Origin of the sequence: Pseudomonas sp. C 49-2 (genome assembly GCF_003970195.1) — a bacterium.
In the GTDB taxonomy this organism is placed as follows: Bacteria; Pseudomonadota; Gammaproteobacteria; order Pseudomonadales; family Pseudomonadaceae; genus Aquipseudomonas; species Aquipseudomonas canadensis.
The window spans coordinates 204,339-217,741 of record NZ_RXYG01000009.1 but is presented as its reverse complement, the minus strand read 5'-3'; the positions used below and the strand labels follow the sequence as shown (position 1 = coordinate 217,741).

The 13,403-nt window shown below is 60.4% G+C and carries 11 protein-coding genes; 4 read left to right on the top strand and 7 right to left on the bottom strand.

Annotated features, from left to right (window positions below; genetic code table 11):
• Window positions 1-80 precede the first annotated feature (80 nt).
• Window positions 81-1,076: a glutathione S-transferase family protein gene (locus EJ576_RS19275; protein ID WP_126570882.1), complete on the top strand. Its 996-nt coding sequence runs from the start codon at window positions 81-83 to the stop codon at window positions 1,074-1,076.
• 43 nt (window positions 1,077-1,119) lie between these two features.
• On the opposite strand, the gene cysG is transcribed toward EJ576_RS19275, so the two are convergent.
• The 6 genes from cysG to EJ576_RS19245 are packed head-to-tail and all read right to left on the bottom strand — an operon-like array spanning window position 1,120 to window position 8,605.
• Window positions 1,120-2,514 (bottom strand): siroheme synthase CysG, encoded by a 1,395-nt coding sequence (cysG, locus tag EJ576_RS19270; RefSeq protein WP_028616787.1) that lies wholly within the window; start codon window positions 2,512-2,514, stop codon window positions 1,120-1,122.
• On the bottom strand, window positions 2,515-3,795 hold the full coding sequence (gene serS / locus EJ576_RS19265; protein ID WP_028616788.1) for a serine--tRNA ligase: 1,281 nt from the start codon (window positions 3,793-3,795) through the stop codon (window positions 2,515-2,517).
• A gap of 16 nt (window positions 3,796-3,811) precedes the next feature.
• Window positions 3,812-4,186, bottom strand: coding sequence for a fluoride efflux transporter CrcB (gene crcB, locus EJ576_RS19260; RefSeq protein ID WP_028616789.1), 375 nt, complete (start codon window positions 4,184-4,186; stop codon window positions 3,812-3,814).
• The gene (locus EJ576_RS19255) at window positions 4,186-5,508 is read right to left on the bottom strand and encodes a replication-associated recombination protein A (protein ID WP_123475900.1); all 1,323 of its coding nucleotides are present in this window, start codon (window positions 5,506-5,508) and stop codon (window positions 4,186-4,188) included. The genes crcB and EJ576_RS19255 overlap by 1 nt, the downstream gene beginning before the upstream one ends.
• A gap of 10 nt (window positions 5,509-5,518) precedes the next feature.
• A complete protein-coding gene (gene lolA / locus EJ576_RS19250; protein ID WP_016975527.1) occupies window positions 5,519-6,142 on the bottom strand; it encodes an outer membrane lipoprotein chaperone LolA in 624 nt (207 codons plus the stop codon).
• 54 nt (window positions 6,143-6,196) lie between these two features.
• Window positions 6,197-8,605: a DNA translocase FtsK gene (locus EJ576_RS19245; protein WP_028616791.1), complete on the bottom strand. Its 2,409-nt coding sequence runs from the start codon at window positions 8,603-8,605 to the stop codon at window positions 6,197-6,199.
• Window positions 8,606-9,100: 495 nt separating this feature from the next.
• Here EJ576_RS19245 and aat point away from each other — a divergent pair, with 495 nt between their 5' ends.
• The 3 genes from aat (at window position 9,101) to infA (ending at window position 10,863) form a co-directional block, all read left to right on the top strand.
• Window positions 9,101-9,781 (top strand): leucyl/phenylalanyl-tRNA--protein transferase, encoded by a 681-nt coding sequence (gene aat, locus EJ576_RS19240; RefSeq protein WP_028616792.1) that lies wholly within the window; start codon window positions 9,101-9,103, stop codon window positions 9,779-9,781.
• A 55-nt stretch (window positions 9,782-9,836) separates the two neighbouring features.
• On the top strand, window positions 9,837-10,544 hold the full coding sequence (locus tag EJ576_RS19235) for an arginyltransferase (protein WP_028616793.1): 708 nt from the start codon (window positions 9,837-9,839) through the stop codon (window positions 10,542-10,544).
• Window positions 10,545-10,644: 100 nt separating this feature from the next.
• Complete coding sequence (gene infA / locus EJ576_RS19230; protein WP_002553999.1) at window positions 10,645-10,863, top strand: translation initiation factor IF-1; 219 nt, start codon at window positions 10,645-10,647, stop codon at window positions 10,861-10,863.
• Window positions 10,864-11,121: 258 nt separating this feature from the next.
• On the opposite strand, the gene clpA is transcribed toward infA, so the two are convergent.
• Window positions 11,122-13,392: an ATP-dependent Clp protease ATP-binding subunit ClpA gene (clpA, locus tag EJ576_RS19225; protein WP_122729010.1), complete on the bottom strand. Its 2,271-nt coding sequence runs from the start codon at window positions 13,390-13,392 to the stop codon at window positions 11,122-11,124.
• Between the last annotated feature and the right edge of the window lie 11 nt (window positions 13,393-13,403).

Below are 13,403 nucleotides of genomic sequence, written 5' to 3'. Positions count from 1 at the left end.
TAACCCCCGGTCTTTGCGCTTTTAAATCGAACTCAGCCCTTTAGACTGGCCTCCAACGCTTATTAGCCAAGGAGCCAGTCATGGGTTTGCTGATCGAAGGACACTGGAAAGACCAGTGGTACGAAAGTAGCGCAGACGGCGCATTCCAACGGGAACAGGCGCAACGCCGCAACTGGGTGACCGCCGACGGCGCGCCAGGCCCGAGTGGCGAAGGTGGATTCAAGGCCGAGGCCGGTCGCTACCACCTCTATGTCTCTCTCGCCTGCCCGTGGGCCCATCGCACCCTCATTCTGCGCAAGCTCAAAGGACTGGAAAGCCTGATCGACGTGTCCGTGGTCAGTTGGCTGATGCTGGAAAACGGCTGGACCTTCGACAAGGCTCACGGCTCCACCGGCGACAAGCTGGATGATTTCGACTTCATGCACCAGCGCTACACGGCTGACACGGCCGACTACACCGGGCGCGTCACCGTGCCGGTACTGTGGGACAAGAAGCTCAAGCGCATCGTCAGCAATGAATCGGCGGAGATCATCCGCATGTTCAACAGCGCGTTTAATGAATTGACCGGTAATACCCTGGACTTCTACCCCGAGCCGCTGCGCGCAACCATCGACGCGCTGAACGAGCGCATTTACCCCGCCGTGAACAACGGCGTGTATCGCGCAGGCTTTGCCACCTCGCAGCAGGCGTATGAACGTGCGTTCGATGATGTGTTTGCGGAGCTGGATCATCTGGAGCAGCACTTAAGCGACCACCGTTACCTGGCCGGCGAATACCTGACCGAGGCGGATGTGCGGCTGTTCACCACGCTGATTCGCTTTGATGCGGTGTATTACAGCCACTTCAAATGCAACCTGCGCAGGATTGCGGATTATCCGAACCTGTCGAATTGGTTGAGGGAGATGTACCAGTGGCCGGGCGTGGCCGAGACGGTGGATTTCGCGCACATCAAAGGGCATTACTATGCCAGCCACCGTACGATCAATCCGACAGGGATTGTGCCGAAGGGGCCGCTGCAGCGATTTGATGGACAGCATGATCGGGCACAACTGAACGGCAAAACTGTCTGGAGCTGATCAGTCACTGTGGTGAGCGGGCTTACCGGCCACCATAGCGTTCTCAGACCTGGGACTGTGCGCCTTCAAACCACTTCAGCTTCTCGCGCAACACCACCACCTCACCGACGATCACCAGTGTCGGCGCATGCACTTCATGCTCCGCCACCATGCGCGGCAGATCCGCCAGCGTGCCGGTAAACACGCGCTGGTTGGACGTAGTGCCCTGCTGGATCAACGCTGCAGGGGTATCCGATGCACGGCCATGCTTGATCAGCTGCTCGCAGATGATCGGCAAGCCAATCAAACCCATGTAGAACACCAGGGTCTGCGAAGGCCCCACCAGGTCATCCCAAGGCAGGTCCGACGTCCCGTCCTTTAAATGCCCGGTAATGAAACGTACGGACTGCGCATAGTCACGGTGAGTCAGCGGAATCCCGGCATACGCCGCGCAACCGCTGGCCGCCGTGATCCCCGGCACCACCTGGAACGGGATGCCGTGGGCAGCCAATTCCTCGATCTCTTCGCCCCCCCGGCCAAAGATGAACGGATCGCCACCCTTGAGGCGCAGCACGCGCTTGCCTTGCTTGGCCAGGTCCACCAATTGCTGGTTGATCTGGTCTTGCGGCACGGCGTGATCGGCGCGGCGTTTGCCGACGTAGACACGCTCGGCGTCACGGCGGCACAGCTCGAGAATCGCAGGAGCTACGAGGCGGTCATACAGCACCACATCGGCTTGCTGCATCAGGCGCAGGGCGCGGAAGGTCAGCAGGTCGGGATCACCCGGGCCTGCACCCACCAAGTAGACTTCGCCCGGTGCATTCGGCGGTGCGCCGTTGACCTTTTCGATCAACAGGCGCTCAGCTTCATCGCCCTGTCCAGCCAATTGGCGGTCGGCAATCGGGCCTTGGAAGACCTCTTCCCAGAATGCGCGGCGCTGCTGCACATCCGGGTACAAACCTTTGACCTGAGCACGAAACCGCGCCGCCAACCCGGCCAACTGGCCGTAAGTGGACGGAATCCAGGTTTCCAGCTTGGCGCGGATCAAGCGCGCCAGCACCGGCGCATCGCCGCCGCTGGACACCGCGATCACCAAGGGTGAACGGTCGACAATCGCCGGGAAGATCACGCTGCACAAGGCCGGCGCATCCACCACATTGACCGGTACACACCGACGCTTGGCATCGCTGGACACTTGCGCGTTCAACGGCTCGTCGTCTGTGGCCGCGATGATCAGGGTGCAACCGTCGAGGTCCGCCTCCTGGTAACCGCGCAAAATCAGTTCCCCGCCACTGCCCAGTACCAGCTCTTTGAGCTGGTCTTCAATCTGGGGAGCAACCACCCGCAGCAACGCACCGGCATCGGCCAGCAGCCGGGATTTGCGCAAGGCAATCTCCCCGCCACCGACGACCAACACACGACTGCCGCGCAGGTTATGAAACAGCGGCAGAAATTCCATTTAGCGGATGACCTCAACGCCCGCCATGTAAGGCTTGAGCACTTCCGGTACACGGATCGAGCCGTCAGCCTGCTGGTAGTTTTCCAGCACCGCCACCAGGGTACGGCCTACCGCCAAACCGGAACCGTTGAGGGTGTGGACCAGCTCCGGCTTGCCGGTTTCCGGGTTACGGAAGCGCGCTTGCATGCGACGGGCCTGGAAATCACCGCAGTTGGAGCACGACGAAATCTCGCGGTACTTGTCCTGGCTCGGTACCCACACTTCGAGATCGTAGGTCTTCACGGCGCTGAAACCCATGTCGCCGGTGCACAGTGCCAGCACGCGGTACGGCAGCTCCAGCAGTTGCAGAACGCGTTCGGCGTTGGCGGTCAGGCCTTCCAGGGCTTCCATGGAAGTCGACGGCTCGACCACCTGTACCATCTCGACTTTGTCGAACTGGTGCTGGCGGATCATGCCGCGAGTGTCGCGACCCGACGCACCGGCTTCGCTGCGGAAGCACGGGCTATGGGCCACGAACTTGATCGGCAGTTGCTTGGCATCAAGAATTTCGCCGGCGACGATGTTGGTCAACGACACTTCGGCGGTCGGGATCAGGTACAGGTCGGCTTCGCCGTCCCGGCTGATCTTGAACAGGTCTTCTTCGAACTTCGGTAACTGGCTGGTGCCCATCAGCGCCGGCGCCTGCACCAGGTACGGGGTGTAGGCTTCCTCGTAACCGTGTTCGCCGGTGTGCAGGTTGATCATGAACTGCGCCAGGGCACGGTGCATGCGCGCGATCGGACCGCGCAGCAAGGCAAAGCGCGCCCCGGACATCTTGGCGGCAGTTTCGAAATCCAGGCCGCCGGTCAATTCGCCCAGGGCAACGTGGTCCTTGATCTCGAAATCAAAGGCGGTTGGCGTACCCCAGCGGCGCACTTCAACGTTGCCGTCTTCGTCTGCGCCAATCGGCACGGATTCGTGCGGGATGTTGGGGATGCCCAGCAGGATCGAATCCAGCTCGGTCTGGATCTTGTCCAGCTCGACCTTGCCGTCGGACAGCTCGGTGCCCATGCGCTCGACATCCGCCATCAGCGGGGCGATGTCTTCGCCGCGCTGCTTGGCCTGACCGATGGATTTGGAACGCGCATTACGCTCAGCCTGCAGTGCTTCGGTGCGGGTCTGGACGGTCTTGCGCTGTTCTTCCAGCGCTTCGATGCGCGCAACATCCAAGGCAAAGCCACGGGATGCCAGGCGGTCCGCTACGTCCTGAAGGTTGCTACGTAACAGTTTGGAATCGAGCATGTCGGTCTCTCGTTTATCAAAGTTTGGTCAAGGACAGGCCAGCCCAGGTGGCGAGCAGCCCGCCGAACACGCTGATGCCCAGGTACCCGAAGGCTATCAGGGCCTGCCCGCTTTCCAGCAGGCGCAGCGTATCCAGTGAAAAGGATGAAAAGGTCGTCAGACCGCCTACAAAGCCGACAATCAAGCCGGCGCGAATTTCAATCGGTACTTCCGGGCGCAACAGGAACCAGCCGTACAACAGCCCGATGATCAGGCAGCCGACCAGGTTGACCGCCAGGGTCGCCGCATAAAAATGCTTCGGCCAATTGGCGCTGACCCATGTGCCAGCGGCGAAACGCAATAATGTACCAGCGATGCCGGCTGCGGACACGGCAAGAATCGTCTTGAGCACTACTTTCTCCGCTGTTTGGGGCTGAGTCGATCGAGTTGGGCGAGGTGATTGAGCTTTTCGCCGATCTTCAGCTCCAGGCCACGGGGCACCGGCTGATAGAGCGGGAGTGGCTCAAGGTCATCGGGGAAGTAGTCTTCACCGGCCGCATAGGCATCCGGTTCATCGTGGGCGTAGCGGTATTCATCACCGTAGCCCAACTGTTTCATCAGCTTGGTCGGCGCGTTGCGCAGGTGCATTGGCACTTCGAGGGAACCGTATTCGGCGGCGGCGCGCAGGGCCGACTTGAAGCCCATGTACACCGCGTTGCTCTTCGGCGCACAGGCCAGGTAGGTGATGGCCTGGGCCACTGCCAACTCGCCTTCCGGGCTGCCGAGGCGCTCCTGCACGTCCCAGGCGGCGAGGCACAGGCTCAATGCGCGCGGGTCGGCGTTGCCGATGTCTTCGCTGGCCATACGCACGACGCGGCGTGCGAGGTAGAGCGGGTCGCAGCCGCCGTCGATCATGCGCGCGAACCAGTACAGCGCGCCGTCCGGGTTGGAGCCGCGCACGGACTTATGCAGGGCCGATATCTGATCGTAGAAGGCTTCGCCGCCCTTGTCGAAACGCCGGCGCGTGTCGCCGAGCAGGCTTTGCAGGAGGTCGACGCCAATCTCGCTGCCGTCTTCGGCCAGGTCGGAGGCGTTCTCCACCAGGTTGAGAAAGCGGCGCCCATCACCATCGGCGGCGGTAAGCAGAATCTTGAAGCCCTCTTCGCTCACACTCAGTTGCCGCTTGCCCAGCCCTTTGTCTTCACTCAGGGCGCGGTGCAGCAACTTCTGCATCGCTGCTTCATCCAGACTCTTGAGCACATAGACCCGCGCCCGCGAGAGCAAGGCGTTGTTCAATTCAAACGAAGGGTTTTCCGTGGTGGCGCCGATAAAAATCAGCGTGCCATCTTCCACATAGGGTAGGAACGCATCCTGCTGTGACTTGTTGAAACGGTGCACTTCGTCGACAAACAGGATGGTGCGCTTACCGTACTGACCGGCCTGCTGCTTGGCGACTTCCACCGCCTGGCGGATCTCCTTGACCCCCGCCAATACCGCCGAGACCGTTTCGAAGTGCGCATCTGAGACCTTCGCCAGCAGCCGCGCCAGGGTAGTCTTGCCCACCCCCGGCGGCCCCCAGAAAATCATCGAGTGCAGCGCACCCTGCTCCAGGGCTTCGCGCAACGGCTTGCCGCGAGCGAGCAGGTGTTCCTGACCGACGTACTCATCCAGGTTGGTCGAACGCAAGCGCGCGGCCAGGGGCTGGGCAATCGGGTCACTTCGAAACAGGTCCATGGGCAGCGTGTTATTCCTGGATCACATCGGCACCCTTGGGGATGTCGAACTTGAACTTGGACGCAGGTACCGGCTGGTTGGCCTTGACCCCGGAGAACAGGATATCGGTGCGCTGGCCAACACTGTCGACCAGGCGCATGTTGTTGATCACGCCATTGCCGAACGACAGGGACAATGTGTCAAACAGCGTGTCCTTGGATTTCGGCTTGAGGGTGAACTCGATCACGTTGCTGGTTTGCTTGGAGGTGATGTCGAAGCTGTCATTGATCTTCGACACATCACCCGACAGCAGCAGCGCCGGAGTCTGGTTCAGGCGCGGGTCAAGCTTCTTGATGGTGGCCTGTTCCAGGTCCGGGTCCCACAGGGTGACCTTCTGGCCATCAGACACGATGGTCTGCTCGGCCTTGCCTTCGGTGTGCCAGTAGAACAGGCCAGGACGCTGCACGGCCATTTCGCCTGCGGTTTCCTGCAACTGGGTGCCGCCGGCATCCAGGGTCAGTTGGGAGAAGCGCGCGGTCAGGGTCTGGGATTTGTCCAACAGGTTCTTCAGGCTGGCCACGGAAGCCGGGTCTGCGTGGGCCGAAACAGCAGTCAGGGCCAGTGCCGGCAACAACAGCATGCGGATAAGGCGCATGGGAGTCCTCATTGAGTGTTCAGGGCGTGCCGCGTGCTGCCACGCGGCACGGGATCAGTCGCGCATCTGCCCGGGGGCAATGACTTCGCGCGAGCCGTTGGTGTTCATTGCCGTGACGACACCGGCCATTTCCATGGCTTCGATCATGCGGGCGGCGCGGTTGTAGCCGATTTTCAATTTACGTTGCACCGCGGAAATCGAGGCGCGACGGCTTTCCAGTACGAAGGCCACGGCCTCGTCGTACAGCGCGTCGGTTTCAGCATCATCGTCACCACCGCCGCCGCCATTTTCAAAGCCGCTGCCGGCTTCTTCGACGCCGTTGAGGATGTCGTCGTTGTATTCCGGTGCGCCGCGCAGTTTCCAGGCTTCCACCACGCGGTGGACTTCATCGTCGGAAACGAAGGCACCGTGGACCCGGATCGGCAGGCTGGTGCCCGGCGGCATGTAGAGCATGTCACCGTGGCCAAGCAGTTGTTCGGCGCCACCCTGGTCGATGATGGTCCGCGAGTCGATCTTGCTCGACACTTGGAACGCCATCCGCGTAGGAATGTTGGCCTTGATCAAACCCGTGATCACGTCCACCGAAGGACGCTGGGTGGCGAGGATCAAGTGGATACCGGCGGCACGGGCCTTCTGGGCGATACGTGCGATCAGCTCTTCAACCTTCTTGCCGACGATCATCATCATGTCGGCGAATTCGTCGACCACCACCACGATGGTCGGCAGCTTGGTCAGTTTCGGCGCTTCGTCATGGATGCTTTCGCGCTTGTACAGCGGGTCATCGATGGTCTCGCCGCGCTCTTGGGCTTCCTTGATCTTGGCGTTGAAGCCTGACAGGTTACGCACGCCCATCTTCGCCATCAATTTGTAGCGGCGCTCCATCTCGGCGACGCTCCAGCGCAGGGCGTTGGCGGCATCCTTCATGTCGGTGACCACGGGGCACAGCAGGTGCGGAATACCTTCGTAAATCGACAATTCCAACATCTTCGGGTCGATCATGATCAGCTTGGCGTCTTCCGGGCCCGACTTGAACAGGATCGACAGGATCATCGCGTTCACCCCCACCGACTTACCGGAACCGGTGGTACCGGCCACCAGCAGGTGAGGCATCTTCGCCAGGTCGGTGATCACCGGTTTGCCGCCGATGTCATGGCCCAGCGCCAGGGTGACCGGCGATTTGAAGTTGTCGTATTCCGGGGTCGACAGCACCTCGGAGAAGCGCACGATCTGGCGGTCTTCGTTGGGAATCTCGATACCCACGGTGGTCTTGCCGGGGATGACTTCCACAACACGTACGCTGGTCACGGCCAGGGAACGCGCCAAGTCTTTCGCCAGGTTGGAAATACGGCTGACCTTGACGCCGGCGGCCGGCTGGATTTCGTAACGAGTAATCACCGGGCCGGGATGGATCGAGTCCACCGACACTTCGACGCCGAATTCCTTGAGCTTGATTTCCAGCAGGTGGCCGACGGCCGCCAGGGATTCCGGGGAATAGTTGAGTTGTTTCTTTTCGGCCGGGTCGAGGATCGAGATCGGCGGCAACGTGCCTTCAACCGCACTGTCGACGAACAGCGGTGCCTGTTTCTCTTTCTGCACGCGATGGCTCGGCTCAGGGGCCTTGGGCGGTGCCGGGGCAATCACCGGCGGCACCTGCTTCTCGCGGTCCGACATGTGCTTGCTCAGGGCCTGCTCGCGTTCGATCAGGCGTTCCTTGACCTTGGCCTGCTCGCGCCGGTCCGGCGTGCTCGGCGCCACCACCTCGTTGACGCGGGTATCTACCTCGCGCAATTGGGCGACCATGCGCTTGCGATCAACCCGTGCCGCCCACCAGCGATTGGCGGCGCCCTGGAACAGCTCCAGCAGGTCGAGGGTGATCTTGCCGGTCACGTCCATCACCTTGAACCACGACAGGTCGGTGAACACGGTGAGGCCGAACAGGAACAGCGCGATGAACATCAGCGTGCTGCCTTGAATATTCAGGGTCCTGCGTGCCAGGTCACCGAGGCTCTCGCCCAACGCCCCGCCCGCGCCCGCCGGCAAGCCGGTCGGTGCATGAAAATGGATATGCGCCAGCGCCGCGCCGGACAGCACCAGAAACACCAGGCCAATCAGGCGCCAGGAGAATAGCCAACCGCTCCACTGCCACGGTTCATGACGCTGGCGGAAGATCTGCCAGGTCTTGATCGCCAGCAGCAACGGGAAGATATAAGCGAAGTAACCCAGCACCATGAACAGGATATCGGCGCTGTAGGAACCGGCAGGCCCGCCGAAGTTCTGCACGTCTTCGATCTTGCTGTTGTGGCTCCAGCCCGGATCGTCCTTGCCATACGTGAGCAAGGCCATCATCAGGAACAGGCACAGCGCGCCGATAGCGATCAGCGCGCCTTCCTTGAGGCGATAATGCAGGTGCTGGCGCCAGGCCGGCACGACTGCTGCTTTAGGTGTTGCGGCGGATTTCTTCAAAACGGGTCTTTTCCTGCGCCTTTAGCGCGTCCATCTGTTGAATGACTGCAAATACTGCCCAATCCGAGCAGCTGAAAAATGAACGTGCGTCGTTGAATCTACTTTTAACATTGGGCGCTTGCTGGATGAAATGACGAAAGCGCCACAATGCCCGCATTGTACGGGTTTGTGCCGGCGATGCCACGCCCCTGCCCTTCACTCGGCAGCATAGCCAATTTAGTCTCACAACATGTTCAATTTGAGCATGCATTGTCTTTGCTGACAAAGGCTTATGCGCTGTTTTTATCAATCCAGGCAAGCTTGGCAAATGGCCTGCATGGCACAGACCCGATTACGACCACGCCGCCGAGGCAGAGTTGCAGAAACACCTGCTCACGCTAATCCACCTCAATAGCCGATTCGGGCTGGCCCGATGGCGCCATGTCGACAATAATCAGCACTGCGCAAGCAGGTGTCATACCTGCCACCCCCTCCCCTTCCGTAAGCCTGGATGCCATGCTGACCTGGTTACAACGCGACTCACTGACATTCCCTCCTCTGGCCAAGGCCATGCGCGAACCCAATGGCCTGCTGGCTGCCGGTGGCGATCTTTCGGCCGAACGCCTGGTACAAGCCTATCGCCATGGCTGCTTTCCGTGGTTTTCGGACGGCCAGCCGATCCTCTGGTGGTCACCCGACCCACGCACGGTGATATTCCCCGACGAGCTGCATGTGTCCCGCAGCCTAGGCAAATTGTTGCGCCAGCAGCGCTACAGCGTGACCTTCGACCAGGATTTCGCCGCCGTCATCCAGGCCTGCGCCGCACCGCGCGCTTATGCCGACGGCACTTGGATCACCGAGAGCATCCAGAGCGCTTACCTGGAACTGCACCAGCGCGGCTACGCCCATTCGGTGGAGGTCTGGGACGACGGCAAACTGGTGGGTGGTTTGTATGGCCTGGCGATGGGCCAGCTGTTTTTCGGCGAGTCCATGTTCAGCCGTGCCGATAACGCCTCGAAATTCGGCTTTGCCACGCTGACCCGCCAACTACAGGAATGGGGCTTTGTATTGATCGACTGCCAGATGCCCAACGATCACCTGCACAGCCTGGGTGCCCGCGCCATATCCCGCAGCGACTTCGCAGGTTTCCTGCGCGACCATCTGGATCAGCGCAGCGCTGGACCGTGGGTTTCCTAGGCGACTTCCGCGCTCCTGGCTTACACTTATTTCAAAGCTTATCCGAGGGTTGATCATGACCGAGTTGGCGCGTTTGAAGTTTTATGCCACTCAACCCCACTCTTGCAGCTATCTGCCCGACGAGCAGGCCACCACACTGTTCCTCGACCCCAGCCAGCCTATGGACGTGCATGTGTATGCCGACCTGTCGGAGATGGGCTTTCGGCGCAGTGGCGATCATCTGTACCGGCCTCATTGCCAGAACTGCAATGCCTGCGTCCCGGCACGCATCCCTGTGGCGCAGTTTCTGCCGGACCGCAACCAGAAACGCATCCTTAAGCGCAACGCCGACCTGACGGTGATGCCAACCAAACCACGCTTCACCGAAGAGTATTTCGACCTTTACCAGCGCTATATCGAGGAACGCCACGCCGACGGCGATATGTTCCCGCCCAGTCGCGACCAGTTTTCCACGTTCCTGGTCCGCGACCTGCCCTTCTCGCGCTTCTATGAGTTTCGCGCCGACGGCCGGTTGGTGGCAGTGGCCGTGACCGATTTGCTGCCTAACGGCCTGTCGGCGGTCTACACCTTCTACGAGCCTGCCGAAGAGCGCCGTAGCCTGGGACGCTTTGCAATCCTGTGGCAAATCGGCGAAGCACTGCGCCTGGAACTGGAGGCGGTGTACCTCGGCTACTGGATCAAGAACTGCAAAAAGATGAACTACAAGACCCAATATCGGCCCATAGAACTGCTGATTAATCAAAGATGGGTCGTGCTTAACTAGAACCCCTTGGCTTAAACACCCTTTTTCGGGCACAATGCACGCCGCTTTTGCCTGGCGCAGTTGCACCGGGCCATTCACTGGATACCGAGGGCTTTACTGCATGTCGAAAGAAGACAGCTTCGAAATGGAAGGCACTGTCGTCGACACCCTGCCCAACACCATGTTTCGTGTGGAGTTGGAAAATGGGCACGTCGTAACCGCGCATATCTCCGGCAAGATGCGCAAGAACTACATTCGTATTCTTACCGGTGACAAAGTGCGCGTCGAGCTGACGCCCTATGACTTGAGCAAAGGGCGCATTACTTACCGCGCTCGCTAAGCAAGTCAATACAAAACGCCCGGTTATGCCGGGCGTTTTTGTGTGCGCGCCATTTAACAGTCGCCACTTGACCCTGTGGGAGCTGGCTTGCCTGCGATAGCGGTCTGTCAGTGACTGCATGCTTGGCTGGCCCACCGCTATCGCAGGCAAGCCAGCTCCCACAGTTGATCTTCACCGGTCGACAGATAGCGACCCACCCGTTTATCCAGGTAGCAAAAAGGCGCCTTTCGGCGCCTTTTGCATTGTTGCGGTCAGCTATCAGGCCATTTCAGCCGTGGTTTCGAACTCGAAGGTCAGCTCGCCATCCTTCAGGTCGATGTGCACCACGCCACCATGGTCGGAAAGTTCGCCGAACAGGATCTCTTCGGCCAATGGCCGCTTGATCTTGTCCTGGATCAGACGCGCCATTGGGCGAGCGCCCATTGCCGCATCGTAGCCGCCCTCGGCGATCCAGCTGCGCGCCGCTTCCGTGACATCCAGCTGCACGCGCTTGTCTTCCAGCTGCGCCTGAAGCTCGGTGAGGAACTTGTCCACCACGCTTTTGATGACCTCATGACTGAGGCGACCAAACTGGATAATGGTGTCCAGGCGGTTGCGGAATTCCGGCGTGAAGCTCTTCTTGATCACTTCCATTGCATCGGAAGAGTGATCCTGATGGCTGAAGCCGATCGAAGCCCGCGCGGCCGTTTCGGCACCGGCGTTGGTGGTCATGATCACGATCACGTTGCGGAAGTCCGCCTTGCGCCCGTTGTTGTCGGTCAGGGTGCCGTGGTCCATCACCTGCAGCAGCAGGTTAAAGACTTCCGGGTGGGCCTTCTCGATTTCATCGAGCAGCAGCACGCAATGCGGTTGCTTGGTAATCGCCTCGGTCAACAGACCGCCCTGGTCGAAACCGACATAGCCCGGAGGCGCACCGATCAAGCGCGACACGGTGTGACGCTCCATGTACTCGGACATGTCGAAACGCACCAGCTCAATGCCCATGGCCTTGGCCAACTGCCGCGCCGCTTCGGTCTTGCCGACGCCGGTCGGGCCAGCGAACAGGAACGAACCAACGGGCTTGTCCGGCGACTTGAGGCCCGCACGCGACAACTTGATCGCGGTGGACAGCGCATCGATGGCAGCATCCTGGCCGAACACGGTGAGCTTGAGGTCGCGCTCCAGGTTACGCAGCAGCTCCTTATCGGAACTGTTGACGTGTTTAGGCGGAATCCGCGCGATCTTCGCCACGATGTCCTCGACCTGAGGCACGTCAATGCGCTTCACACGCTTCTCAATCGGCTGCAGGCGCTGGTAGGCACCCGCCTCGTCGATCACGTCGATGGCCTTGTCCGGCATGTGCCGGTCATTGATATAGCGCGACGCCAGCTCAGCCGCTGAACGCAGGGCTTCATCGGTGTACTCGATGCCATGGTGCGCCTCGAAACGCCCCTTGAGCCCACGCAGGATGCCGATGGTGTCTTCAACCGAAGGCTCGGACACGTCGACTTTCTGGAAGCGACGCGCCAGGGCACGGTCTTTTTCGAAGATGCCGCGAAATTCCTGGAACGTGGTCGAGCCGATGCAACGGATATCACCCGACGACAGCAGCGGCTTGAGCAGGTTGGAGGCGTCCATCACCCCACCGGAAGCCGCACCGGCGCCAATGATGGTGTGGATTTCATCGATGAACAGGATCGCCTGCGGGCGTTTTTTCAGCTCGCCGAGGAGCGCCTTGAAGCGCTTCTCAAAATCGCCACGGTACTTGGTCCCGGCGAGCAACGCGCCCAGGTCCAAGGAATAGACGACGCTATTGGCCAGCAGGTCCGGCACCTGATTATCCACGATGCGCTTGGCCAGGCCTTCGGCAATCGCGGTCTTACCCACGCCTGCCTCACCCACCAGCAACGGGTTGTTCTTGCGACGACGTGCAAGGATCTGCGCTACGCGCTCAACTTCAAGCTCACGCCCCACCAGCGGATCGATCCGCCCCTGGCGCGCCAGTTCGTTGAGGTTGCTGGCATAGGCATCCAGTGGATTGCCCGAAGAAGAAGACTCACCGCCCTCGTCATCCTGCATATCCTGCTCACCCTCGGAATGATCGCCGTGCCCAGGCACCTTGGAGATACCGTGGGCGATGTAGTTGACGACATCGATACGCGCAACGCTCTGCTGTTTCAGCAGGAACACTGCCTGGCTTTCCTGCTCGCTGAAAATCGCCACAAGCACATTGGCGCCTGTGACCTCACGCTTACCGGAGCTCTGAACATGGAACACGGCACGCTGAAGCACCCGCTGGAAGCCCAGGGTTGGCTGGGTTTCACGGTCTTCATCGTGAACTGGAATAAGTGGCGTCGTGGAGTCGATAAACTCCTGCAGGTCATGCTTGAGTTTGTCGAGGTTGGCGCCGCACGCACGCAAAACGGTGGCGGCAGCTTCATTGTCCAAAAGTGCCAGCAGCAGGTGTTCGACGGTCATGAATTCATGACGCTTCGAACGAGCCTCCTTGAAGGCAAGATTGAGGGTGACTTCGAGCTCGCGGTTTAACATAGCTTCACCTC